The organism is Actinomadura latina NBRC 106108 (assembly GCF_001552195.1).
GTDB lineage: Bacteria > Actinomycetota > Actinomycetes > Streptosporangiales > Streptosporangiaceae > Spirillospora > Spirillospora latina.
The window spans coordinates 265,923-287,692 of the sequence record NZ_BCQS01000006.1 but is presented as its reverse complement, the minus strand read 5'-3'; the positions used below and the strand labels follow the sequence as shown (position 1 = coordinate 287,692).

The 21,770-nt window shown below is 72.2% G+C and carries 26 protein-coding genes; 7 read left to right on the top strand and 19 right to left on the bottom strand.

Annotated features, from left to right (window positions below; all coding sequences use genetic code 11):
* The first annotated feature begins 103 nt into the window (after window positions 1-103).
* Window positions 104-841 (top strand): GntR family transcriptional regulator, encoded by a 738-nt coding sequence (locus AL2_RS11970; RefSeq protein WP_067633036.1) that lies wholly within the window; start codon window positions 104-106, stop codon window positions 839-841.
* A 52-nt stretch (window positions 842-893) separates the two neighbouring features.
* Here the strand turns inward: AL2_RS11970 and AL2_RS11965 are convergent, their stop codons facing one another.
* Both AL2_RS11965 and AL2_RS11960 read right to left on the bottom strand, forming a co-directional pair.
* Window positions 894-1,739 carry an inositol monophosphatase family protein gene (locus AL2_RS11965; RefSeq protein ID WP_067633035.1) on the bottom strand — a complete coding sequence of 282 codons (846 nt, stop codon included), beginning with the start codon at window positions 1,737-1,739 and terminating at the stop codon, window positions 894-896.
* 48 nt (window positions 1,740-1,787) lie between these two features.
* Window positions 1,788-2,261, bottom strand: coding sequence for a CBS domain-containing protein (locus AL2_RS11960; protein WP_067633032.1), 474 nt, complete (start codon window positions 2,259-2,261; stop codon window positions 1,788-1,790).
* Between the two features lie 78 nt (window positions 2,262-2,339).
* Here AL2_RS11960 and AL2_RS11955 point away from each other — a divergent pair, with 78 nt between their 5' ends.
* On the top strand, window positions 2,340-3,371 hold the full coding sequence (locus AL2_RS11955; protein WP_245666564.1) for an SDR family oxidoreductase: 1,032 nt from the start codon (window positions 2,340-2,342) through the stop codon (window positions 3,369-3,371).
* Between the two features lie 48 nt (window positions 3,372-3,419).
* Window positions 3,420-5,228 (top strand): thiamine pyrophosphate-requiring protein, encoded by a 1,809-nt coding sequence (locus tag AL2_RS11950; RefSeq protein ID WP_067633031.1) that lies wholly within the window; start codon window positions 3,420-3,422, stop codon window positions 5,226-5,228.
* Window positions 5,229-5,260: 32 nt separating this feature from the next.
* Here AL2_RS11950 and AL2_RS11945 read toward each other — a convergent pair whose 3' ends face one another.
* From AL2_RS11945 to AL2_RS11925, 5 genes are all read right to left on the bottom strand, one after another.
* On the bottom strand, window positions 5,261-5,863 hold the full coding sequence (locus AL2_RS11945; protein ID WP_245666562.1) for an LOG family protein: 603 nt from the start codon (window positions 5,861-5,863) through the stop codon (window positions 5,261-5,263).
* Window positions 5,864-5,880: 17 nt separating this feature from the next.
* Complete coding sequence (locus AL2_RS11940; protein WP_210747853.1) at window positions 5,881-7,539, bottom strand: ABC transporter permease; 1,659 nt, start codon at window positions 7,537-7,539, stop codon at window positions 5,881-5,883.
* Complete coding sequence (locus AL2_RS11935; protein WP_067633025.1) at window positions 7,536-8,444, bottom strand: ABC transporter ATP-binding protein; 909 nt, start codon at window positions 8,442-8,444, stop codon at window positions 7,536-7,538. Before AL2_RS11935 ends, AL2_RS11940 begins: the two co-directional genes overlap by 4 nt.
* Window positions 8,441-9,106 (bottom strand): TetR/AcrR family transcriptional regulator, encoded by a 666-nt coding sequence (locus tag AL2_RS11930; RefSeq protein WP_067633023.1) that lies wholly within the window; start codon window positions 9,104-9,106, stop codon window positions 8,441-8,443. Before AL2_RS11930 ends, AL2_RS11935 begins: the two co-directional genes overlap by 4 nt.
* A gap of 81 nt (window positions 9,107-9,187) precedes the next feature.
* The gene (locus AL2_RS11925) at window positions 9,188-10,255 is read right to left on the bottom strand and encodes a S1C family serine protease (RefSeq protein ID WP_157438111.1); all 1,068 of its coding nucleotides are present in this window, start codon (window positions 10,253-10,255) and stop codon (window positions 9,188-9,190) included.
* A gap of 248 nt (window positions 10,256-10,503) precedes the next feature.
* Here AL2_RS11925 and AL2_RS11920 point away from each other — a divergent pair, with 248 nt between their 5' ends.
* Genes AL2_RS11920 through AL2_RS11905 form a run of 4 tightly spaced genes read left to right on the top strand, consistent with a single transcriptional unit; the run spans window position 10,504 to window position 12,279 of the window.
* Window positions 10,504-10,938: a helix-turn-helix transcriptional regulator gene (locus tag AL2_RS11920; protein WP_067633019.1), complete on the top strand. Its 435-nt coding sequence runs from the start codon at window positions 10,504-10,506 to the stop codon at window positions 10,936-10,938.
* Window positions 10,851-11,417 carry a D-sedoheptulose-7-phosphate isomerase gene (locus AL2_RS11915; RefSeq protein ID WP_067633018.1) on the top strand — a complete coding sequence of 189 codons (567 nt, stop codon included), beginning with the start codon at window positions 10,851-10,853 and terminating at the stop codon, window positions 11,415-11,417. The genes AL2_RS11920 and AL2_RS11915 overlap by 88 nt, the downstream gene beginning before the upstream one ends.
* Window positions 11,417-11,629, top strand: a complete 213-nt coding sequence (locus AL2_RS11910; RefSeq protein ID WP_067633016.1) for a HypC/HybG/HupF family hydrogenase formation chaperone — start codon at window positions 11,417-11,419, stop codon at window positions 11,627-11,629. Before AL2_RS11915 ends, AL2_RS11910 begins: the two co-directional genes overlap by 1 nt.
* The gene (locus AL2_RS11905) at window positions 11,626-12,279 is read left to right on the top strand and encodes a D-sedoheptulose-7-phosphate isomerase (RefSeq protein WP_067633015.1); all 654 of its coding nucleotides are present in this window, start codon (window positions 11,626-11,628) and stop codon (window positions 12,277-12,279) included. The genes AL2_RS11910 and AL2_RS11905 overlap by 4 nt, the downstream gene beginning before the upstream one ends.
* Here AL2_RS11905 and hypE read toward each other — a convergent pair.
* Genes hypE through AL2_RS11850 form a run of 12 tightly spaced genes read right to left on the bottom strand, consistent with a single transcriptional unit; the run spans window position 12,276 to window position 21,625 of the window.
* The gene (gene hypE / locus AL2_RS11900) at window positions 12,276-13,394 is read right to left on the bottom strand and encodes a hydrogenase expression/formation protein HypE (RefSeq protein ID WP_157438110.1); all 1,119 of its coding nucleotides are present in this window, start codon (window positions 13,392-13,394) and stop codon (window positions 12,276-12,278) included. The genes AL2_RS11905 and hypE overlap by 4 nt on opposite strands.
* Complete coding sequence (gene hypD, locus AL2_RS11895) at window positions 13,391-14,518, bottom strand: hydrogenase formation protein HypD (RefSeq protein WP_067633013.1); 1,128 nt, start codon at window positions 14,516-14,518, stop codon at window positions 13,391-13,393. The genes hypE and hypD overlap by 4 nt, the downstream gene beginning before the upstream one ends.
* Window positions 14,519-14,566: 48 nt before the next feature.
* Window positions 14,567-14,839, bottom strand: coding sequence for a HypC/HybG/HupF family hydrogenase formation chaperone (locus AL2_RS11890; protein ID WP_067633012.1), 273 nt, complete (start codon window positions 14,837-14,839; stop codon window positions 14,567-14,569).
* 21 nt (window positions 14,840-14,860) lie between these two features.
* Window positions 14,861-15,001, bottom strand: coding sequence for a hypothetical protein (locus tag AL2_RS37380; protein ID WP_157438109.1), 141 nt, complete (start codon window positions 14,999-15,001; stop codon window positions 14,861-14,863).
* A 38-nt stretch (window positions 15,002-15,039) separates the two neighbouring features.
* The gene (locus AL2_RS11885) at window positions 15,040-15,249 is read right to left on the bottom strand and encodes a hypothetical protein (protein WP_067633010.1); all 210 of its coding nucleotides are present in this window, start codon (window positions 15,247-15,249) and stop codon (window positions 15,040-15,042) included.
* 2 nt (window positions 15,250-15,251) lie between these two features.
* Window positions 15,252-15,869, bottom strand: a complete 618-nt coding sequence (locus AL2_RS11880) for a DUF5947 family protein (RefSeq protein WP_067633009.1) — start codon at window positions 15,867-15,869, stop codon at window positions 15,252-15,254.
* Entirely contained in the window at window positions 15,866-16,447 is a 582-nt protein-coding gene (locus AL2_RS11875; RefSeq protein ID WP_067633007.1) for a NifU-related iron-sulfur-binding protein, read from the bottom strand. The genes AL2_RS11880 and AL2_RS11875 overlap by 4 nt, the downstream gene beginning before the upstream one ends.
* On the bottom strand, window positions 16,440-18,233 hold the full coding sequence (locus AL2_RS11870; RefSeq protein ID WP_067633005.1) for a nickel-dependent hydrogenase large subunit: 1,794 nt from the start codon (window positions 18,231-18,233) through the stop codon (window positions 16,440-16,442). The genes AL2_RS11875 and AL2_RS11870 overlap by 8 nt, the downstream gene beginning before the upstream one ends.
* Before the next feature lie 48 nt (window positions 18,234-18,281).
* Entirely contained in the window at window positions 18,282-19,319 is a 1,038-nt protein-coding gene (locus AL2_RS11865) for an NADH-quinone oxidoreductase subunit B family protein (protein ID WP_067633004.1), read from the bottom strand.
* A gap of 14 nt (window positions 19,320-19,333) precedes the next feature.
* Window positions 19,334-19,690 carry a hydrogenase maturation nickel metallochaperone HypA/HybF gene (locus AL2_RS11860; protein WP_067633003.1) on the bottom strand — a complete coding sequence of 119 codons (357 nt, stop codon included), beginning with the start codon at window positions 19,688-19,690 and terminating at the stop codon, window positions 19,334-19,336.
* On the bottom strand, window positions 19,683-20,273 hold the full coding sequence (locus tag AL2_RS11855; RefSeq protein WP_067633002.1) for a hydrogenase maturation protease: 591 nt from the start codon (window positions 20,271-20,273) through the stop codon (window positions 19,683-19,685). Before AL2_RS11855 ends, AL2_RS11860 begins: the two co-directional genes overlap by 8 nt.
* Window positions 20,270-21,625 carry a hypothetical protein gene (locus tag AL2_RS11850; RefSeq protein ID WP_245666560.1) on the bottom strand — a complete coding sequence of 452 codons (1,356 nt, stop codon included), beginning with the start codon at window positions 21,623-21,625 and terminating at the stop codon, window positions 20,270-20,272. Before AL2_RS11850 ends, AL2_RS11855 begins: the two co-directional genes overlap by 4 nt.
* Window positions 21,626-21,770: the final 145 nt, after the last annotated feature.

Genomic DNA, 21,770 nt, shown 5'->3' with positions numbered 1-21,770 from the left:
TGAAGGCCGCATGGAGATGTCAATTCTTTGTTAGGACATTATGAGGTAATAAGGTGATGACACGCCCGGGGGTACCATCGTGCTCGGCCAGAGGAGGCGATGGGTGTACCGACCGCGCGTGTCCGTGGACCGCAGCAGCCCCGTGCCGCTGTACTACCAGCTCGCCCAGCACCTGGAGGCCGCGATCCGGGCGGGTGAGCTGACCCCGGGCACCCGGCTGGAGAACGAGGTCGAGCTGGCCGGCCGGTGCGGGCTGTCCCGCCCGACCGTCCGGCAGGCGATCCAGCACCTGGTGGACCGGGGGCTCCTGGTGCGCAAGCGGGGCGTCGGCACGCAGGTGGTGCAGTCGGAGATCCGCCGCCCGATCGAGCTGACCAGCCTGCACGACGACCTGGCGGCCGCCGGCCGGGAGCCGCGCACCCGGGTCCTGGACCTCGGCCCCGTCCCGGCCGACGACACGGTGGCCAAGGAGCTCGGCGTCCCGCCCGGCACCGAGGTCGTCCGGATGCGCCGCGTCCGCTGCACCGGCGACGAGCCGCTCGCGCTGCTCACCAACTACCTGCCGCTCGGCCTGATCGAGGTGACCGAGGCCGACCTCGCCGAGCACGGCCTGTACGAGCTGCTCCGCGCCACCGGGATCAACCTGCGCATCGCGAACCAGACCATCGGGGCGCGCGGCGCGACGGCGGCCGAGGCCCGGCTGCTGGACGAGCGGCGCGGCGCCCCGCTGCTCACCATGAACCGCACCGCCTACGACGACCAGGGCGCCGCGACCGAGCACGGCCGCCACGTCTACCGCGCCGACCGCTACTCGTTCGAACTCACCCTCGTCGAACACTGACTCACCCCGTCGACACCACGCCGCGCGCAGCGCGGCACGGCGCGGGTGGCGCTCATGGGCCCGCTACCGTCGCGCCGGTCACCTCGAGCATGACGGATCCGGCGAGGTCGAAGCCGCCGACGCAGGCCAGGTAGCCGGGGGCCTCGTGGTCGGGGGCGCCGGGCTCCCCGCCTAGCGGCAGGTACGTCCCGCCCGCCTGCCGGACCAGCAGCAGCGCCGCGGTGATGTCCCAGGCGTTGATGGACGGGTCGAAGGCGACGTCGGTCCAGCCCGCGGCGACGTGCGCGAGGGTGAGCGCGGCGCTGCCGGGGCGGCGCAGCGTGGCGAACGCGTCCACCATCAGGCCGAAGCGGCGCAGCGCCTCGTTCCGGTCGTCGCGCAGCTCGTGCGCGCTCGGGTAGGACGTGGCGACGACGGCGGTCTCGTCGCGGGAGGCGCCCCTGCTCTCGATGCGCGTGCCGTTGCAGGTCGCGCCGGCCAGGGACGCGCTGAACATCTCGTCCCGCACCGGGTCGTACACCGCGCCCGCGACGACCTCGCCGCCGGCGACGGCGCCGATGGACACGCAGAAGAACGGCAGGCCGACCGCGAAGTTGGCGGTGCCGTCGATGGGGTCCACGTACCAGCGGACGTCGCCGTCTGTGCCCTTGTCGCCGCCCGGACCCTGCGCGCCGCCCTCCTCGCCGACGACGACGCTGCCCGGGGTCTCCTTGGCGAGCACCTCCCGGATGGTCTCCTCGGCCGCGCGGTCGTGCACGGTGACGGGGTCGTGCATGTCGCGCTTGGTGTCGACTTCGGGACGCGAGCGGAACGCCGTCCGCAGCCGGTCCCCCGTGGCGCGGGCGGCGAGCTCGGCGATTCCGGCCAGTTCCCGCGAGGCGGGGACATCGACGTTCATGCGTCTCCTTCGGTGGCGTTCGCGAGCGGTTCGGGCGGCCCGTGCGGGTCAGGCGTCGCCGGGCGCGGGCAGGAGGCGGGACAGCAGGTCGGCGGCGGTGATGACGCCGATCACGGCGCCCTTCTCGGGATGCTCCTCGTTGTCGGACACCGCCACCACGGGGCTGCGGGCGCCCGCCATGACGCTCGCGATCTCCATCGCGGTGGCGTCCGGGCCGACGACGCGGAGCGGCTTCTGCTCGCCCTCCAGCAGCTCGGCCACCGTGCGGTCGCCGAGCCTGGCGGCGAGCCGGTCGGCGTGGGGCTCGTCGTAGACGCGGGCGAGGGTCGGATCGTCCCGGACGTGCGGCGGGACGATCTGGCGCAGCAGCCGCGAACCCGGGATCACCGCGACCGCGCGCCGCCGGCCGTCCACGACGACGAGACCGGGCAGTCCCCGGTCCGCCAGGAGGCGGGCCGCGTCCAGCGCGGAGTCGGCCGGCGTCACGGTCGGGTAGTCGACGGCGAGTTCACGGGCGCGCACATTTCGACCGTATCCGAGGGACGGCCCGGCGGCGCGGACCCCGCGTTACAGACCCGGAGTCTCGGGCAGTGGGACTAGGTGCTGACGAAACACAGGATCGACGAGAAGAGCGTCGTCGTGCTCACCGGCGCGAGCGGCGGCATCGGCCGGGCCGCGGCGACGGCGTTCGCCCGGCGCGGCGCGCGGATCGCACTGCTGGCCCGCGGCGAGAAGGGCCTGGACGGCGCCGTCGCCGACGTCGAGGCCGCCGGCGGGCGCGCGCTGCCCATCAGCGTCGACATGACCGACCGCGACCGGGTGGAGGAGGCCGCGCGGAAGGCCGAGGACGAGCTCGGCCCGATCGACGTGTGGGTGAACGTGGCCTTCTCCTCGGTGCTCGCGCCGTTCTGGGACATCGAGCCGGCGGAGTTCGAGCGCACCACCGACGTCACCTACCTCGGCTACGTCAACGGCACCCGGACCGCGCTGAAGCGGATGATGCCGCGCGACCGCGGCGTGATCGTCCAGTGCGGGTCGGCGATGGCCTACCGGGGGATCCCGCTGCAGAGCGCCTACTGCGGCGCCAAGCACGCGATCAAGGGCTTCCACGAGTCGCTGCGGACGGAGCTGATGCACGAGGGCAGCGGCGTGCGGGTGACGATGGTGCAGATGCCGGCGGTCAACACGCCGCAGTTCGACTGGGTCCTGTCGCGGCTGCGCAAGCGGCCGCAGCCCGTCCCGCCCATCTACCAGCCGGAGGTGGCGGCGGACGCGCTGCTGTACGCCGCCGAGCATCCCGCGCGCCGCGAGTACTGGATCGGCGCCAGCTCGGTCGGCACGATCCTCGGCAACAAGTTCGCCGGGGGCCTGCTGGACCGCTACCTGGCGAAGACCGGTTTCCGGTCGCAGCACACGGACGAGGACGCCCGGCCGGACCGCCCGGCGAACCTGTGGGAGCCCGCCGACGACGCCTCCGGCGAGGACCACGGGAGCCACGGCCGGTTCGACGACCGCGCGCACGGGACGAGCCCGCAGATGTGGGCGGGGCAGCACAAGTACCTGGTGGGGGCCGCGACGGCCGGCGCCGCCGCGGGCGCGGCGGTCGGCGCGGCCAGGCTGCTGCGGCGCTGACCCGGCCGCCGCGGCGGACACGACGACATCACGGAAGAGGAGAGAGCAATGGCGCAGCAAGTGGCCGACTACGTCCTCCAGCGGCTGACCGAGTGGGGCATCAAGCGGGTCTACGGGTACCCGGGCGACGGCATCAACGGCATGCTCGGCGCGTTCGACCGCGCCGAGGGGAATCCCGAGTTCATCCAGACGCGGCACGAGGAGATGGCCGCGTTCATGGCGTGCGCGCACGCCAAGTTCACCGGCGAGGTCGGCGTCTGCACGGCCACGTCCGGGCCGGGCGCGATCCACCTGCTGAACGGGCTCTACGACGCCAAGCTGGACCACCAGCCGGTCGTCGCGATCATCGGGCAGCAGAAGCGGCTCTCCCAGGGCACCCACTACCAGCAGGAGGTGAATCTGGAGACCCTGTTCTCCGACGTGTCGGAGTACTGCCAGATCGTCATGCAGCCGGGGCAGATGCGACACGTCATCGACCGTGCGTTCAAGACGGCGCTCACCACCCGCAGCGTCGCGACGATCATCATCCCGGAGGACGTCCAGGAGTCGGAGGCCGTCCCGTCGCCGCCCAAGGAGCACGGCTCGGTGTACTCCAGCGTCGGCTGGAGCCAGCCGCGCGTCCTGCCCAACAAGGAGGAGCTGCACAAGGCCGCGCAGATCCTCAACGAGGGGCAGAAGGTCGCCATGCTGGTCGGCCAGGGCGCCGCGAACGCGCAGTCCGAGCTGATAGAGACCGCCGAGCTGCTCGGCGCGGGCGTCGCCAAGGCGCTGCTCGGCCGCGAGGTCCTGCCGGACGACCTGCCGTTCGTCACCGGGCCGGTCGGCCTGCTCGGCTCCAAGGCCAGCGATGAGATGATCATGAACTGCGACGTCCTGTTCATGATCGGCACGAGTTTCCCGTACGCCGAGTGGCTGCCGGACGAGGGCAGCTGCAAGGGCGTCGAGATCGACATCGACGGCCGCATGATCGGCATCCGCTACCCGATGGACGCGCACGTCGTCGGGGACGCCAAGGAGACGCTCAGGGAGCTCATCCCGCTCCTCGAACGCAAGGAGGACCGCTCCTGGCGCGAGGAGATCGAGGAGAACGTCCGCACCTGGGACACGGTGATGGCCAAGCGCGCCGGGCAGAGCTTCGAGGGCAAGATCAACCCGCAGGCCGTCGCGCACGAGGTGTCCCCGCTGCTGCCGGACGGCGCCATCCTCACCGCCGACTCGGGGTCGGCCACCAACTGGTGGGCCCGGCACATCAAGCTCCGCGACGGGATGCAGGCGTCGCTGTCGGGGACGCTCGCGACGATGGGGCCCGGCGTCCCGTACGCGATCGCGGCGCGGTTCGCCTACCCGGACCGCCCGGTGATCTGCTTCGTCGGCGACGGCGCGTTCCAGATGAACGGCATGAACGAGATGCTCACCGTCAAGCGGTACGCCGACCGGCTGGCCGGCTCCCCGCCGCTGATCTTCGCGGTGTTCAACAACCAGGACCTCAACCAGGTCACCTGGGAGCAGCGCGCGATGGGCGGCGACCCGAAGTTCAAGGGCTCGCAGAGCATCCCCGACTTCGAGTACGCCAAGTACGCGGCGCTGTGCGGCCTCAAGGGCATCTACTGCGACGAGCCCAAGAACGTCACCGCCGCCTGGAAGGAGGCGCTCGCGAGCGACCGGCCCGTCGTGATCGAGTTCGTGGTCGACAACGAGATCGCCCCGATCCCGCCGCACATCATGAAGGATCAGGCGAAGAAGGCCGTCAAGGCCGGCCTCAAGGACCCGCAGAAGGTCGGCATCGCGGCCCGCGGCTTCCGGCAGAAGCTCACCGACATGTACGAGAACATGCCGGGCCGCAAGCACGACGCCTGACCGGGGTTGTCGGAGGTCGCCCCCCGCGCCGGCTAGAGCTGCGTCTCGGCGTAGTCCCCGGGGGAGAACTCGATGCGCGGCTGCGCCCGCTCCAGGAGGTCGAACGCCTCGGGGACGGTGGTCGTCCAGCCGATGGCGTCCCAGATCCTGGGGCGGGCGAAGCCCTGCTCGGTGAGCCCCACCATCAGGTCGCGGAGCGGGTCGTAGACGCCGGTCGGGTCGAGGATGACGACGGGCTTCTCGTGCATGGCGAGGACGCGGGCCGTCCACACCTCGAACAGCTCCTCCAGGGTGCCGATGCCGCCGGGGAGGATGAGGAACGCGTCGCTGCGCCGGTCCATCTCGCCCTTGCGGGTCCGCATGTCCGGCGTGATGACCAGCTCGTCGTTGTCCTCGTCGGAGATCTCGACGCTGACCAGGCCCTCCGGGATCACCCCGACGGTACGGGCGCCGCCGGCGCGCGCGGCGCGGGCGACGGCGCCCATGCACGACACCTGGGCGCCGCCGCTGACCAGGCTGTGACCGCGCCGCGCCAGCTCGGCGCCGGCCTCCGCCGCGAGGTCGCGGTACACGCGGTCGATCTTGCCGCTGGACGAGCAGAACACGCAGATGGCGAGAGGCTTCGGTGATGTCACCGGGCCAATCTAACCGCTCAGTGGCCGGCGAGGTCCCGGCGGCGGAAGCCCGCCATGCCGAGCGCGGACAGGGCGGCGGCGAGCCCCGCCAGCCACGCCAGCGACATGACGGTGAAGTCCTGCCCCACCTTCGGGACGTGGGTGAACGGCGAGACGTCCATGGCCCACGGGTCCAGGCCGAGGGCCGCGCCGAAGAGCGTGACCAGCGCGCAGACCGCCACCGCGACCCAGGCTCCGGCCGCGGTCAGCCCGGGGACCAGGCCGAACAGCGCGACCGCGACCGCGGCGACCAGCCAGACCGCGGGCAGCTGCGCCAGCGCCGCGCCGAGGACGCGCGGCACCTCCCGGCCGGGGTCGCCGGTGTCCAGGCCGTGCGCGATCCCGGCGGCCAGCCCCGCGACGGCGAGCGCGGCGACCGGGCCGAGCAGCGAGAACAGCAGGTGGCTCGACGCCCAGCGCAGCCGTCCCGTCGCGGTGGCGAGCAGCGGTTCGGCGCGCTGCCCGGCCTCCTCGGTGCGCAGCCGCAGCGTGGTCGCCACCGCGTAGGCGGCCGCGATCAGGCCGAGCATGCTCATCACCGCGGCGAAGTAGGCGTCGGTGATCCCCCGCGCCCCGCCGATCTGGGTGAAGATCCGCGCCAGGTCGGGGTTGTCCTTCACCATGTCCTGGACTCCGCCCGCGACCGCGCCGTACACGACGCCGAGCGCGGCGAACCCGGCGAGCCACCCGTAGAGCGGGCGGCTCTGCAGCCGCCAGGCCAGCCCGAGCGGGCCGGACAGCCGCGCCGGGGCGTCGGCCGGCCCGGGCCGCTGCGGCAGGATGCCCGCGCCGGCGTCCCGGCGCGCGGACAGCGCACCGGCGGCGGCCACCAGGACCGCGATCAGCACGGCGGCCGGCGCGAGCGTCCACCAGCGCTCCTCGCCGTAGGCGCGGAGCCGGTTGATCCAGCCGAGCGGGGACAGCCAGCCAAGCCACGACAGGGAGTTGCCCGCGCCGCCGACGTCGGCGGCCATCCGGATCGCGAACGCGGCGCCGAGCGCGGCGATCGCCGTCCCGCGAGCGGCGCCGGCGCTCTCGCTGAGCTGCGCGGTGACGCCCGCGACGGCCGCGAAGACGCAGCCGGCCGCGGCCATCTGCAGGCCGAACGCCAGCGAACCGGCGACCGGGAGGCCCTGGGCGGTCAGCCCGGCGGTGAGCACGGCGGCGAGGACGAGGTTCGCCGCCATCGTCACGGCGAGCGCGGCGGCCAGCCCCGCGCCGCGTCCGGTGACGGTGGCGCCGAGCAGCTCGCGGCGCCCCGCCTCCTCCTCGGTGCGGGTGTGCCTGATGACGGTGAGCGCGCTGATCAGCCCGATCACCACCGGGATGAACCCGGAGCGCTGCGCGATGATGCCGCCGAGGCCGGTGTCGTACAGCGGCCCGTAGAGAGCCAGGAACGTCGGGTTGTTCCCGGTCGTCCGCGCGTACTGGAGCCGGTCGGCGGCCTCCGGGTAGAGGCTCCCGGTGGCCCCGACGAACCCGGCCGGGATCACGGCGATCCAGAGCACCCAGGCGGGCAGCAGGATCCGGTCGCGCCGCAGGATCAGCCGGGCCAGCCCGCCCGTCCCGGTCAGCGCGGTCACCCGCGCCCTTCGCGGGGGGACGGCCCCCAGCGCCCCCCGGTCCGCTCCGCTCATCGCGCGGCCTCCTGGAGTTCGTCCTTGTAGTGCCGCAGGAACAGCTCCTCCAGCGTCGGCGGGCGGCTGACCAGGCTGCGGACGCCGATGTCGGTGAGCATGCGGAGCGCGGCGTCGAGCTGCGGCGTGTCCACCTCGAACTTGACGGTGGTGCCGTCGATCTCGACGTCGTGGGCGCCGGGCAGCGGCAGGCCGTCCGGCGGGGACGCCAGTTCCGCGTGGATCGAGGTGCGCGTCAGGTGCCGCAGCTCGTCGAGCGTGCCGGACTCGACCGCGACGCCGTTCCGGATGATCGTCACCCGGTCGCAGAGCGCCTCGACCTCGGACAGGATGTGGCTGGACAGCAGGACGGTCCGGCCCGCGCGCCGCTCCTCCCGGACGCACTCCTGGAAGACCTCCTCCATGAGCGGGTCGAGGCCGGAGGTGGGCTCGTCCAGCAGCAGCAGCTCCGCGTCGGACGCGAGCGCCGCGACCAGCCCGACCTTCTGCCGGTTGCCCTTGGAGTAGGCGCGGCCCTTCTTGCGCGGGTCCAGCTCGAACCGGTCGAGCAGCTCGGCCTTGCGGCGCCGGTCCAGGCCGCCGCGCATCCGGCCGAGCAGGTCGATGACCTCGCCGCCGGACAGGTTCGGCCACAGCGTCACGTCGCCCGGCACGTAGGCGAGCCTCCGGTGCAGCTCGGTCGCGTCCCGCCAGGGGTCGCCGCCGAGCAGCCGGACGTCGCCCGCGTCGGCGCGCAGCAGGCCGAGCAGCACCCTGATGGTGGTCGACTTCCCGCTGCCGTTCGGGCCGAGGAAGCCGTGCACCTCACCGGGCCGGACGGTCAGGTCGAGGCCGTCCAGCGCACGCGTCCGGCCGAAGCTCTTGACCAGGCCGGATACGGATATCGGAGGCGTGTTCGCGGTCACCGGTTCTCCTTGGAGGGAGGTTGCCCGCCGGCGGCGAGCATGTTCGTGAGGGCGGCGCGCGCCTGGTCGACCAGCTCCGGCGACATGAGATCGTCGCTGAGGATCTCCAGGGCCGCGAGCGCCATGCGGGGATAGCCCTCGGCCGTGAACGTGTCGGCGCCGAGGGCCCGGGACAGGTGTTCGTGCAGGACGACCATGCCGACGCTCATCGCCGTCATCACGGTGGCGTAGGCGTGCAGGTCCACGGTGTTGGGCCTGGCGATGCCGGAAGAGCCGCGTTCGAGGATCTCCTCGCTGAACGCCACCGCGTCGTCGAAGAGCGTGTTCGCGGCCTCCGAGCCGTCGGTCAGGGCGCGGGCCAGGTAGCGCTGGACGGGCAGGGCCGTCCGCATGGCGATCGCCAGGAAGCCGGGGTCGGCCATCCCGCCGCCGAGGGCCTCCTGCTTGGTCTCGCGGATGACTTCGATGACGTGCCGGTCGCACGCCTGGCGCAGCGCCTCCTTCGTCCCGAAGTGGTGCTGCACGAGGGCGGGCGAGACGCCGGCGGCCTTCGCGATGCCGCGGATCGTCGCGCCCTTCACGCCGTGCTCGGCGAACTGCAGCAGCGCCGCGTCCCGGATCCGGGCCCGCCCGGTCAGATCCTCGGCTCGCTCGACCGGCATCCGCACCCCCTGTACCGATGTTCAGTAGCCTGTACAGGCGTACACTGTACCTCTGTACAGGCCACCGTCAAGCGGTGCGGGTCAGGCGCCTCCGGGCAGCTCCCCGAGCGTCACCTGGACGGTCTTCTTCGAGCCGTCCGGCTTCTGGATCTCGACCTTCGCGGTGTCGCCCGGCTTGAGGTTCGCGAGCACCGACGACAGCGCCGTCTGGTCGGGCGTGGCGGTGCCGTTCACCGACAGGATCAGGTCGCCCGGCGCGATGCCCGCCTTGGCCGCGCCGCTGCCGTTCTGGACGTCCACGACGGCGACCGCCGTCCGCTGCCCGCTCTGCGGGTCGACGATCGTGCGGACCGTCACGCCGAGCGCCGCCCGTCCGGAGTTCGACACCTTCCCGCTCTGGACGAGCTGCGGGACGATCGACTTGACGGTGTTGCTCGGCGTCGCGAACCCGATGCCGGCCGCCTGCCCGCCCACCGACGGGTCGGACGCGGCGGCCGTGGGAATGCCGATCACCTGCCCGTTCAGGGTGACGAGGGCGCCGCCGCTGTTGCCCGGGTTGATCGCCGCGCTCGTCTGGATGGCGTCGGCGATCGTCGACCCCTGGAAGTCGCCCTCGCCCTTGGTCGAGACCGTCCGGTGCAGGGCGGAGACGATTCCGTTCGTCACGCTCCCGGCGAGCCCCAGCGGGTTCCCCATCGCGAGGACGATCTGCCCGACCTGCGCCTTGCTCGAATCGCCCCACGACGCCGGTTTGAGGTTCCCGCCGTTCACCTTGACGACGGCGAGGTCGTCGGCCGCGAACGCGCCGACGAGGTCGGCGCTCAGCGTGGCGCCGCCACCGGAGGACGTCACCTGGATCTTCTTGGCACCGGCCACCACGTGCGCGTTCGTGACGACGTGGCCCTGCCCGTCGTACACGACCCCGGAGCCCTCCGCCCGGTCGGTCTGGATCTTCACCACCGACGGCAGCACCGCGTCCACGACCTTCTCGTACTGCTGCTGCAGGTCCGTCGCCGACCCGGAGACCGGCGCCGACGTCCGCGCCGATGTCGACGCGGCGTTCTCGGCGTCGCCTCCGCTGCACCCGGCGAGCGCCAGCATCCCCGCTACCGCGGCCGCGCAGGCCCTGACCTTCGCGTTCCTGTCCACGCTCCACCTCCAGGATGGACAGTTCCCGCCCTCCGGGGATCAGGCGTGAAGGAGGTCACGATTTTGCGTCACCGTGGCGCGAATCGGCCTCAGCCGGAAGGTCGCGGCCATGCGCGATTCCCGGGCTCGTCCTGCGCGCCTAAAGATCGTGTATGGCCGCGTTACTTCGCTCACGTCGTGGCTAGTCGTATATCGCCCCGGCGATATGCCGCCGGGGAACCGGTGAGCGATGCGCGAGAGGGAGACCCGTGTGCGGCAGCGAGATCCGCAGCATGCTCCAGCCGTTCCTCCTGCTCCTCATCCACCAGCGGCCGGGCCACGGCTACGACCTCATCGAGAGGCTCGCGGCGATGGGCGTGACGGGCGTCGAGCCGGGACACGCCTACCGGGTGCTGCGCAACCTGGAACGGGAGCGGCTGCTGTCGTCCAGCTGGGTGCCCTCGGACGCCGGCCCGGCCCGGCGCCGGTACGAGCTGACGCCCGAGGGCCTCGCCGACCTGCGCGTCCGCATGGCGAGCCTGGCTCACTTCGGCGGCGTCCTCGATTCCTTCCTGGCCCTGTGGAGCACGGGGCCTCCCGACCGTGAGGAGCGGACATGGCAGCAGAAGCGGCCGCGATCGTCCAAGCCGCGTTCGACCGCCGGAACGGCCCGGGACGCGCGCTGGGCGGGGACGCCGAGCTGATCGCGCTCGCCTGCCGGGACATGGCGGTGCGCTTCCACCGCGGCGGCAGGCTCCTCGTCTTCGGCAACGGCGGCGCGGCGACCGACGCCCAGCACGTCGCCGTCGAGTTCATGCATCCCGTCGTCGTCGGGAAACGCGCGCTGCCCGCGATGGCACTGGCCGCCGGCGACTTCGCCGAGCGGGTCCGGCTGTTCGGCCGCCCGGACGACATCGCGCTCGGCATCTCCGCCGGCGGGCGGTGCGCGAACGTGCTGGAGGCGCTGCGCGAGGCGAGCGGGATCGGCATGGAGACCGTCGCGCTGCTGGGCGGGGACGGCGGCGACATCGCCGGGAGCGGAGCGGCCCGCCACGTCCTGATCGCGCGGTCCGACGATCCCTGCGTGGTGAAGGAAGTGCACGTCACCGCCTATCACATCCTCTGGGAGCTGGTTCATGTCTTCTTCGACCAGCCGGGGACTCTCGAAGGGGAGGCCGTCTGATGACGGAGCCGTGTCATGACGAGGTCTGCATCACCTGCTCGGATGCGGGTGTCCAGGTCAGGGTGCGCGAGGTCAAGGACGGAGGTCTCGCCATCGTCGATACCGAGAACGGGCCGGAGGAGATCAGCGTGGCGCTGGTCGACGCCGGGCCCGGAGACGTGGTGCTGGTCCATGCCAAAGAGGCGATAGCGGTGGTGGAGGGACGGTCATGACCAGCGGCGTGGAGTCCCTGTATCCATTCCTCTATGCGGACAAGAGCGACATCGGGTCCGTGCTCGCGGACGTCCGGGCGTCGACCGAGGAGAAGACCGCCGGGATCGTCGCGCTGCGCGCGTCGCTCGCCGGGCCGCTCGGCGAGCGGCTGGTGCGGTGCGCGCGGGAGATGGCCGCCCGGTTCGGCGGCGGCGGGCGCCTGTTCGCCTTCGGCAACGGAGGCAGCAGCACGGACGCGCAGCAGATCGCCGAACTGTACGCGTGCCCTCCCCCGCCGGCCCGGCCGCTGCCCGCGCTGTCCCTGCCGCACGACGTCGCGTCGGTCACCGCGCTGTCCAACGACGTCGGGTTCGAGGTCGTGTTCGCCCGGCAGCTCGCCGCGCTCGGGACGCCGGACGACATCGCGGTGGCGCTGTCCACCAGCGGCGGCTCGGAGAACCTGCTGCGCGGCCTGGACGAGGCGAACCGGCGCGGCCTGCTGACCGTGGGGTTCGCGGGCTACGACGGCGGCCGGATGGCCGAGCCCGGCCGGGTCGGCCACCTGTTCGTCGTGCCGTCCGCGTCCGTCCACCGGATCCAGGAGGCGCAGACGACCGTGTACCACGTCCTCTGGGAGCTCACCCAGGCCGCGCTGCGCGGGGAGCTCTAGCAGATCCGGGGCAGCGGGTCGCCGACGAGCATGTCGACGATGCGCGTGCCGCCGAACGTCGTCTTCAGCAGGACGAGGCCGGGCGGCTCCGCGCGGACGTGCCCGACCAGCGCGGCGCCCTCGCCGAGAGGGTGGGCGCGCAGAGCGTCCAGGGCCGCGCCGGCCCGGTCTCCGTCGACCACCGCGACGAAACGTCCCTCGCACGCCACGTAGAGCGGGTCGATGCCGAGCAGCTCGCAGGCGCCGGTCACCATGGGACGCACCGGCACGGCCGCCTCGTCCAGCGTGATGCCGGCCCGCGCCGCCTGGGCGATCTCGTTGAGGACGGTCGCGACCCCGCCGCGCGTCGCGTCCCGCATCACCCGCACCCCGCCGGGGACGGCGTCCAGCAGCGCGGCGACCGGCTCGTGCAGCGGCGCGGTGTCGGACGCCAGGTCGGCCTCGATGTCCAGCTCCCCGCGCGCCAGCATGATCGTGACCCCGTGCTCGCCGATCGGCCCGGAGACGAGCACGGCGTCGCCCGGCCGGACGGCGGCGGCGCCGAGCGCCACGTCCCGGTCGAGGACGCCGATGCCGGCCGTGTTCACGTAGCAGCCGTCGGCCTTGCCGCGTTCGACGACCTTCGTGTCCCCGGTGACGATGGCGACCCCGGCCCGGGACGCGGCGGCGGCCATCGACGCCACGACGCGCTGGAGGTCGGCGACCGGGAAGCCCTCCTCCAGGACGAACCCGGCCGACAGGTACATCGGGCGGGCGCCGCAGACCGACAGGTCGTTGACCGTCCCGTTCACCGCCAGGTCGCCGATGTCGCCGCCCGGGAAGAACAGCGGCGACACCACGTAGGAGTCGGTGGTGAAGACCGTGCGGGAAGCGCCGAGGGTCAGCGTGGCGCCGTCCTCCATCGCCTCCAGCTCCGGGTTGCGGAAGGCGTCCACGAACACGGCGTCGATGAGGGTCTGGGACGCCTTGCCGCCCGCGCCGTGCGCGAGCGTGACGCGCTCCTCCTTCACCCTGGCCTTGCGCCGGCGCGCCCGCTCGATGCGCTCGAGCACCTGCTGCTCGGCGCTCACCGTCTCGGTCATGCCCGTCTCGGTCATGCCCGTCTCCGCCGTCATCGGAGCGTCGCCTCCTTCACGCGCTCCCGCGTGAAGCGGCCGTAGTTGTAGTAGGCCGCGCAGGCCCCTTCGGACGAGACCATGCACGTGCCGATCGGCGTCTCCGGGGTGCACGCGGTGCCGAAGACCTTGCATTCCCACGGCTTGATGACGCCCTTGAGGACCTCGCCGCACTGGCACGCCTTCGGGTCGGCCACCCGGACGCCCGGCATGTCGAAGACCCGTTCGGCGTCGTGGACCGCGTACTCCTCGCGGACCCGCAGCGCCGAATGGGAGATGAACCCGAGGCCGCGCCACTCGAAGTGCGGCCGCAGCTCCATCACCTGGTTGATCGCCTCCAGCGCCTTGGGGTTCCCGTCCCAGGGGACGACCCGCGTGTACTGGTTCTCGACCTCGCTGCGCCCCTCGGCGAGCTGCCGCAGCAGCATGTGGACCGACTGCAGGATGTCGAGCGGTTCGAAGCCCGCGCAGACCAGCGGCTTGCCGTAGCCGTCCGAGATGAACGAGTACGGGCGGCAGCCGATGACCGTCGACACGTGGCCGGGGCCGAGGAAGCCGTCGAGGCGCAGGTCCGGCGAGTCGAGGATCGCCTTGATGCCCGGCAGGATCGTCACGTGGTTGCAGAAGACCGAGAAGTTCTCGACGCCCTCGGCCGCCGCGCGCAGCACGGTCATCGCCGTGGACGGGGCGGTCGTCTCGAACCCGATCGCCATGAAGACCACCCGCCTGTCCGGGTTCCTCCTGGCGATCTTCAGGGCGTCCAGCGGCGAGTACACCATCCGGATGTCGGCGCCGGCCGCCTTCGCGTCGAAGAACGAGCCCCTGCCGCCGGGCACCCGCATCATGTCGCCGAACGACGTCATGATGACGTCCGGCTGGGACGCGATGTGGATCGCGTCGTCCACCCGTCCCATCGGGATCACGCAGACCGGGCAGCCGGGGCCGTGGACCAGGGAGATGCTCTCCGGCAGGTAGTCCTCGAGCCCGTGCTTGTAGATGGTGTGGGTGTGGCCGCCGCACACCTCCATGAACTTGTAGTGCCGCCCAGGCTCGCACAGCGCGGTGATCTGCGCGGACAGCGCCTGGGCCTGGTCCGCGTCGCGGTATTCGTCGACGAACCGCATGCCCGCCCTTCCCCCGTCGAATGATGTGGCCATCAGGTGGTGTGGTGCTCAGGTGATGTCGGATGCGGCGAGCGCGTCGAGCTCCTCGGTGTAGGCCTGGCCGAGGCCCCGCAGCAGCTCCAGGGTGGCCGCGGCCTCCGCCTCGTCGATCTTCGACATGGCGAACCCGACGTGCACCAGGACCCAGTCGCCGGGAGCCAGCGCGTCCCGTCCGAGCAGGCCGATGTTGACGGCCCGCCGGACGCCGGCGACCTCGACCTTCGCGAGGTCGCCGCGCTCGGCCGACAGCTCGACGATCTCACCGGGAATGCCGAGGCACATCCGCCGTACCGTCCTTCCCGGTCACATGCGCTCGATCTTGTAGTAGCGGACCATCGCCGGGAACTCCTTCCAGAACAGCGCGAGCGTCCCGATGGCGGCCATCGAGCCGAGCGCCATCCACAGGCCCCGCCGCTGCTTCTCCACCTTCATCTCTCTCTTCACCGTGCTCCTCCCCCTTCTCTCGGTGCACCGCGCCGGCGTCAGCCGGGCGGCAGGTTGGGCATGACCGCCAGGATCGGGTTCCGCCTCTTCGGGCGGATCCCGGTCGACCGCCGCGCGTCGGCGGTGCCGTCCATGTGGTGTCCGGCCTCGTGCCGGTAGGCGCCGGTCTTGTTGCCCTGGTGGACGCCCTTGACGTGCGACGGTGTGTCCGGCTTCACGTCGGGCCTCCCCACCCGGATCTCCGCCATGGTCATCCCTCCTGGTTCTGCTCGGCGAGGCCGAGGCGGCCGAAGAACGCCTCGATCTCGGTCCAGACGCGGTCTCCCCCGGACAGGCCCGTCCACGCTTCGCGGATGATCGCGACGAGCCGGTAGCAGTCGTCGATCGGCACCAGCCACTGCTCGCCACCATCGTCGGGGGCGCCCTTGACGGTGCTGACGAGGAGCGCCTCGGACCCGGGGCGCAGCGACGCCAGCTCCGGGCACCCGGACGTCGCGGCCGTCCAGACGTCCGGGTCCACGGTCCACGCGGTCGCGCCGGCCGGGCTCGGGTAGCGGGCCACCACGGCTCCGTCCGGCCCGGCCACGAAGAACGCGAGCCCGACCGGGATGCCGAGGTCGGCGGTCCGGACGCCGGTGAGCCTGATCCGGCGGTCGGGGACGAGCCGGAAGTGGCCCTGCCCCGCCCCGTCCTTCTCGAACAGCAGGGCGCAGGCGCGGCACGCGCACAGCGGCTCCCCGCTCTGCTCGTCGAGGACGTGCGCGTGGTCGTCGCCGACGGGCGCGGAGCACAGCCCGCACGCGTCGGCCGCCTCCGGCCCCCCGGCGGACACCCGCTTCACCAGGCGTTCGAAGGCCCCCGCGGTCATGGCGTCCCGTCCCCCGCCGGGACCGGCGGCCGCATGAGCGCGTCCACCGGGACGAAGGCGGCGGGCTTCGCCGGCGGCTCGACGAACTCGACCTCCGCGATCTCCGGGGCCGCGGCGAGCACGGCCTCCCGGACGGTCTCCTTCGCCCGCCCGGCGCCGCAGCCGCAGCCTCCCGCCTGCCTGACCCGCACGGTCGCCCCGTCCATCCCCGCGAACTCGGCGCCGGCCCCCTGCCGCCGCAGGGCGTCCAGGGCGCGGACGACCCGCTGCTCGGCGGTCTCCGGGTGGATGCCGTGCAGGATCAGCAGGTGGCCGAGGAGTTCGTCGTCCATGAGGTCCTCGACGAGCCGCCGCTGCCCCGAGACGCGGTCCATGACGCGCGCGAGCGCCTCCCCGTACACCTCGGTCAGCATGGAGACGGCGGCCATCGCGGTCTCGGCGGTCGCGCCGGGCGTCCGCTCCAGCGTGCCGAGCGCCGCGTCGAGCCCGCCCAGCCGGTCGGCGACCGCCGCCGGGCCGAGCCGCCGCGGGCCGTCCCGCCCGCCGTCCGGCAGCGGGTCCGGCGCCGGCTCACCCATGGGTCGCCCCGAACATCGGCGAGTGCAGCTTCTTCAGCTCGCGGCCCTTGCCGAGGTACATGTGCACGCCGCACGGCAGGCACGGGTCGAAGCTGCGCACGGCCCGCATGATGTCGACGCCCCGGAAGTCGTCCGGGCCGTTCTCCTCGAAGATCGGCATGTCCTGGACGGCGTCCTCGTACGGGCCGGGCGTGCCGTAGCTGTCGCGCGGGCTGCCGTTCCACGGCGTCGGCGGGTACGGGTGGTAGTTCGCGATCTTCTTGTCCTTGATGACGAGGTGGTGGGACAGCACGCCGCGCACCGCCTCGTGGAAGCCGCACCCGATGGCCTCGTCCGGTACCTCGAAGTCCTCGAAGACCTTCGTGTCTCCGGACCGGACGAGGCCGAGGCCCTTCTCCAGGAAGTACACCGCCATCGCCGCCGCGTACGCCACGAAGTACACCCGGGCCCGGTCGCGCTCGATGGCGTTCGACCACTGCGGGATCCGCCATTCGAGCGTCGTCTCCGGCAGGCTCTCGCCCTTCGGCAGCGAGATCTTCACGCTGGAGCCGGTCGACTTCACGTACGGCGTGTCGACGATGTTCGCGAGCGCCGTCGTGTACAGCCGCGCGAACGGGCCGCCGCCGGTGTCCAGGGCCAGGTGCTGCTGCGTGGCCGGGTCGAACCAGCGCGGGCTCATCACCCAGCTGTACTTGTCGTCGAAGTCGCGCTTCTGCGGGACGGGCAGCGTCGTCTGGTTCCACGGGTGCCGCATGTCGACGGGGTTGCCGAGCGGGTCGTGGGTGACGAACGGCTCCTCGTTCACCCAGTCGTCGTAGAAGGAGCTGCCCAGCAGGATGCGGATGCCGAGGTTGATGTCGACCAGGTTGTTCGTGAGGAGCTTGCCGTCGACGACGATGCCGGGGGTGACGTACATCGCCTTGCCCCAGCGGTCCATGTTCTCGTACTTGTAGTCGCAGACGTCCGGGTCCTGGAACGCGCCCCAGCAGCCGAGCAGGACGCGCCGGCGGCCGACCTCCTCGTAGCCGGGCAGCGCCTCGTAGAAGAAGTCGAAGACGTCGTCGTTCATCGCGACGGCCTTCTTGACGAAGTCGACGATGCGCATCAGCCGGGACAGGTAGTCGGTGAACACCGTCGGGGTCGGCATCGTCCCCACACCGCCCGGATAGACGGTCGACGGGTGGACGTGCCTGCCCTCCATCAGGCAGAACATCTCCCGCGTGGTGCGGCTGACCTGCAGCGCCTCCTTGTAGACGGCGCCCTCGAACGGGTTGAACGCCGCCATGATGTCGGCGATCGTCCGGTACCCGTGGACGCCCGCGTTCGGCGCCTGCGTGTTCCTCGCCTTCTTCAGGACGCTCGGGTTCGTGTCCTTCACCATCGCCTCGCAGAAGTCCACGAAGACGAGGTTGTCCTGGAAGATCGTGTGGTCGAACATGTACTCGGCGGCCTCGCCGAGGTTGAGGATCCACTCCGCCAGCGGCGGGTTCTTGATGCCGTACGCCATGTTCTGCGCGTACACCGAGCAGGTGGTGTGGTTGTCGCCGCAGATCCCGCAGATGCGGCTCGTGATGAACCCGGCGTCCCGCGGGTCCTTGCCCTTCATGAACACCGAGTAGCCGCGGAAGAGCGACGACGTGCTGTGGCACTCGGCGACCTTCCGGTTCGCGAAGTCGATCTTGGTGTAGATGCCGAGGTTGCCGATGATGCGGGTGATCGGGTCCCACGACATCTCCACGAGCTGCCCCGGTTTCGCCCCGGCGGGCATCTGCTCGGTCGTTGCCATTCGTGCCGTCCTCTCCTGTGGTCGTCTCGCGCGGGCCGGACCCTCCCGCTACGGCCGGTAGCGCGGGTTGTAGCCGCTGGTCAGCAGCTCACGGTTGTGGTGCCACTTCGGCTCCTCGTTGACGGTGGCGTTGGTGATCCCGCGCATCCGCCGGATGAACGCCCCGTACGGCTTGATCATCATCGAGGACATGCTGCCGCCGGGCGGGGCGTCCATGAACGGCATGAACTTGTCCGGGAAGCCCGGCATCGTGCAGCCGATGCAGATGCCGCCCACGTTCGGGCAGCCGCCGATGCCGCCCATCCAGCCGCGCTTCGGCACGTTGCAGTTGACGACCGGGCCCCAGCAGCCGACCTTCACCTGGCACTTCGGCGAGTTGTAGTCCTTCGCGAAGTCGGCCTGCTCGTAGTAGGCGGCGCGGTCGCAGCCCTCGTGCACCGTCTTGCCGAACATCCACTGCGGGCGCAGCTTGTCGTCCAGCGGCGGCGGGGGCGCGGACCCGGCCGCGTGGTAGAGCACCCAGGTCAGCGTCTCCATGAAGTTCTCGGGCTGCACCGGGCAGCCGGGGACGTTCACGATCGGCAGCCCGCCCGCCGACGTGAAGTCCCAGCCGAGGTAGTCCGCGAGGCCCATGCAGCCCGTCGGGTTGCCCGCCATCGCGTGGATGCCGCCGTAGGCGGCGCACGTGCCCGCGGCGACGACCGCCCACGCCTTCGGCGCCAGCCGGTCGATCCACCAGTTCAGCGTGAGCGGCTCGCCGGTGTCCGGGTCGTTGCCGAACGACGACCAGTAGCCGTCCCCGTTGATCTTCTCGTTCGGGACCGAGCCCTCCAGCACGAAGATGAACGGCTCCAGCTCGCCGCGCGCCGCCGCCCGGAACGGGGCCAGGAACTCCTCGCCGCCGACGGTCGGCGACAGCACCTTGTTGTGCAGGTGCACCTTCGGCAGGCCCGGGATGAGGCCGGTGACCACGTCCTCGATCGCCGGCTGGCTCGACGCCGTCACCGACACGGTGTCGCCGTCGCAGCTCATGCCCTCGGAGATCCACAGGATGTGGATCTCGTCGAAACCCTTCCCCTCGGTCATGGCGTGTCCCTCCTCTAGCGGCTTTCCGGCACCGGCGCGTCCACGGTGATCGACTCCAGCACGACGTCCTCGTGGCCGGCGGCCTGCACGTCCACGGCGCCGCAGGCCGGGCAGGCGGCGAGCGCCATCGCCGAGTCCACCGGCGTCTCCGCGCCGCAGCCGGCGCAGCGCACCGACAGCGGCTCCAGCACCAGGTCGATGCCGGCCCCCTCGGCGAGGGTGCCCAGCGCGGCCACCCGGACCCCCTGCTCGATCACCTCGGGGTCGACCGGGTGGCCGCCGACGCGGACCCGCATCCCCCGGACCGGGCGGCCGTCCGCCCGCCGGAGGGCCGCCTCGACGATGCCCTCGCACATTCCCAGCTCATGCATGTGTGCTCTCCACCCCCGTGCTCTTTGAAGGCGTGCTTTCTGAAGGCGTGCTTCTTGAAGGCGTGCTCTTCGGCGGCGTGCCCGCCTCGTCCCGGGCCAGGTCCGCCACCAGCGCGACCGCCTCGTCCAGCACGGCGCGCACGGGCTCGGACAGCTCCATGCCCTCGTCCACGACCGCCGGCCGGCAGCCCACCACGAGGACGCGGCCCACCTCGCCGCCGAACTGCCGCAGCAGGCGGAGCACGGCCATGGGGTGCATGCCGTGCCCGTCCACGGCGGGCGGGGTCAGCGGGTCGGACGGGTCCAGGCCGGCGACGATGTCGTCCACGGCCGCCGCGTCCACCTCGATGACGGCGAGGGTGCCGGGCTCCCCCTCCACCGGCACCGCGTCCACCATGATCAGGACGCCGTACCGGCCGTTCAGCAGCTCGTAGGCCAGATGGACGCCGCGGATGCCGTAGTCGGCGACGTCCACGTTCTCCGGGAGGTCGGCGCCGGCCATCCGGCGGGCCACCTCGACGCCGAACCCGTCGTCGCCGAGGAAGACGTTGCCGATGCCGGCCACCAGCACCCGGGGGCTCATCCGGCGTCCCCGTCCGCGAGGGGCTCGACCTCGTCCGGGGCGAAGTAGCGGAAGCGGCCGTACCACTGGTTGAGCTCGGCGGCCGGATCGTCCTCGACGGTGACGGCCAGGTGCGTGGCGTCGTCCACGTCCGTCAGGACGGCCTCGACGCGGGCGGTCCGGCCGTCCAGGAACCTGTCCTGGGGATCGGTGCCGCGCGTCCGCGGCCGCAGCCGGACCCGGCTTCCCTTGGCCACCGCCACGCCCGCCACCACGACGCTGTCGGGGTCGGGCGGCGCACCGCCGTCCCCCGGCGCCGCGGCGGCCACCGGCGCCAGGGAGCGGACCGCGCCGTGCAGGCGGGAGAACACCTCCCGCGGCATCGACTCGGTCCGGTCCAGGATCGCGGCGGCGCGCGCGTCGGTGCCGCGCGCCTCCCGCTTCTCGGCCTCGGTCAGCGTCAGCGTGCGCAGCGACAGGATCTCGTCGATCTCCGTCGCGTCGTGCAGGTCGCCGGGGCTCTCCGGGGCGACGCGCGGGTGGTCGTACAGCAGGATCGGCGAGGCCAGCACCGTGTCGCGCTCGCCGTCCGCCCCGGCCAGGACGGGGAAGACATGGACGTTCGCGCATTCCTTGACCGCGCGCCGCGCCCACTCGGGCGGGTCGAGCAGCGAGACGAAGGAGCCGCCGTCCGTCCGCAGCAGCACGTGGCAGGCCAGCAGCGAGCCGCGCAGCGCCTCCTCGCGGGACGCGGCGGCGGGCGTGCCGGTGCCGGCGTTGCCGACGCGCACCCGGATCCGGTCGAGCGGGTGCGGGGTGCCGCACCGGGCCGCCGACACGGTGACCGACGCCGTCAGCGGCCACCGCCGCCGCACCACGCGGCCGAGGGCGCCGCCCGCGCCGTCCAGGACCGGTTCGGTCTCCTCGCCGCCGGGGACCTGGACGGGGAACCGCCGCTCGCCCTCCAGCACATCTCCGAGGCGAACCTGGAAGTCGAATTCCCGTGGGACGGCCTCTTCGAAAGAGAATTCCACGCGCTCGCCGGTGTCCAGCGAGTCGACCGGCTTATGGCCGCCGCCGGAGGTCCGCTTCTCCACCGCCTTTTCCTGAAGCTGCAGAAAGCGGACCCGGAAGTGGACGGTGGCGCCTTCCGGCGCCTCGATGAGGCATTCGGCCTGCTGCCACGGAGCCTCGGCCGAGCCCGCGACACCGGTGTCGTCCAGGCCCTGCGCCTCCGCCCACGCGGGCGGCACCAGCACGCCGAACTGCCAGCGCACGCGGTTCTTGCCGGACGAGCGCCGGTACGGATAGAGCAGGTAGCCCTCGTAGAGGACAGCGTCGGCGACCGCCCGCGCGTACTCGAAGCCGGTCACGTGATACAAACCTCCCCCGGCGGCATGCGAAATGCGCATGGCCTTTTCACCGCACAGAACAACCTTGCGCGGAATCGGCTACTCTCTGTATAGCAACCGGCAACAGCCCCGGTAAGTGCGCGACGCCAGTACGTGAAGGCCGCAT

What these genes read in the sequence shown, in the direction of transcription:
- AL2_RS11890 (WP_067633012.1), bottom strand. Translation starts at nt 14,839, where the DNA reads ATGTGCCTCGGCATTCCCGGTGAGATCGTCGAGCTGTCGGCCGAGCGC.
- AL2_RS11885 (WP_067633010.1), bottom strand. Translation starts at nt 15,249, where the DNA reads ATGGCGGAGATCCGGGTGGGGAGGCCCGACGTGAAGCCGGACACACCG.
- hypD (WP_067633013.1), bottom strand. Translation starts at nt 14,518, where the DNA reads ATGCGGTTCGTCGACGAATACCGCGACGCGGACCAGGCCCAGGCGCTG.
- AL2_RS11875 (WP_067633007.1), bottom strand. Translation starts at nt 16,447, where the DNA reads ATGGGTGAGCCGGCGCCGGACCCGCTGCCGGACGGCGGGCGGGACGGC.
- hypE (WP_157438110.1), bottom strand. Translation starts at nt 13,394, where the DNA reads ATGACGGCGGAGACGGGCATGACCGAGACGGGCATGACCGAGACGGTG.
- AL2_RS11950 (WP_067633031.1), top strand. Translation starts at nt 3,420, where the DNA reads ATGGCGCAGCAAGTGGCCGACTACGTCCTCCAGCGGCTGACCGAGTGG.
- AL2_RS11930 (WP_067633023.1), bottom strand. Translation starts at nt 9,106, where the DNA reads ATGCCGGTCGAGCGAGCCGAGGATCTGACCGGGCGGGCCCGGATCCGG.
- AL2_RS11870 (WP_067633005.1), bottom strand. Translation starts at nt 18,233, where the DNA reads ATGGCAACGACCGAGCAGATGCCCGCCGGGGCGAAACCGGGGCAGCTC.
- AL2_RS11865 (WP_067633004.1), bottom strand. Translation starts at nt 19,319, where the DNA reads ATGACCGAGGGGAAGGGTTTCGACGAGATCCACATCCTGTGGATCTCC.
- AL2_RS11940 (WP_210747853.1), bottom strand. Translation starts at nt 7,539, where the DNA reads ATGAGCGGAGCGGACCGGGGGGCGCTGGGGGCCGTCCCCCCGCGAAGG.
- AL2_RS11905 (WP_067633015.1), top strand. Translation starts at nt 11,626, where the DNA reads ATGACCAGCGGCGTGGAGTCCCTGTATCCATTCCTCTATGCGGACAAG.
- AL2_RS11915 (WP_067633018.1), top strand. Translation starts at nt 10,851, where the DNA reads ATGGCAGCAGAAGCGGCCGCGATCGTCCAAGCCGCGTTCGACCGCCGG.
- AL2_RS11860 (WP_067633003.1), bottom strand. Translation starts at nt 19,690, where the DNA reads ATGCATGAGCTGGGAATGTGCGAGGGCATCGTCGAGGCGGCCCTCCGG.
- AL2_RS11855 (WP_067633002.1), bottom strand. Translation starts at nt 20,273, where the DNA reads ATGAGCCCCCGGGTGCTGGTGGCCGGCATCGGCAACGTCTTCCTCGGC.
- AL2_RS11880 (WP_067633009.1), bottom strand. Translation starts at nt 15,869, where the DNA reads ATGACCGCGGGGGCCTTCGAACGCCTGGTGAAGCGGGTGTCCGCCGGG.
- AL2_RS11965 (WP_067633035.1), bottom strand. Translation starts at nt 1,739, where the DNA reads ATGAACGTCGATGTCCCCGCCTCGCGGGAACTGGCCGGAATCGCCGAG.
- AL2_RS11910 (WP_067633016.1), top strand. Translation starts at nt 11,417, where the DNA reads ATGACGGAGCCGTGTCATGACGAGGTCTGCATCACCTGCTCGGATGCG.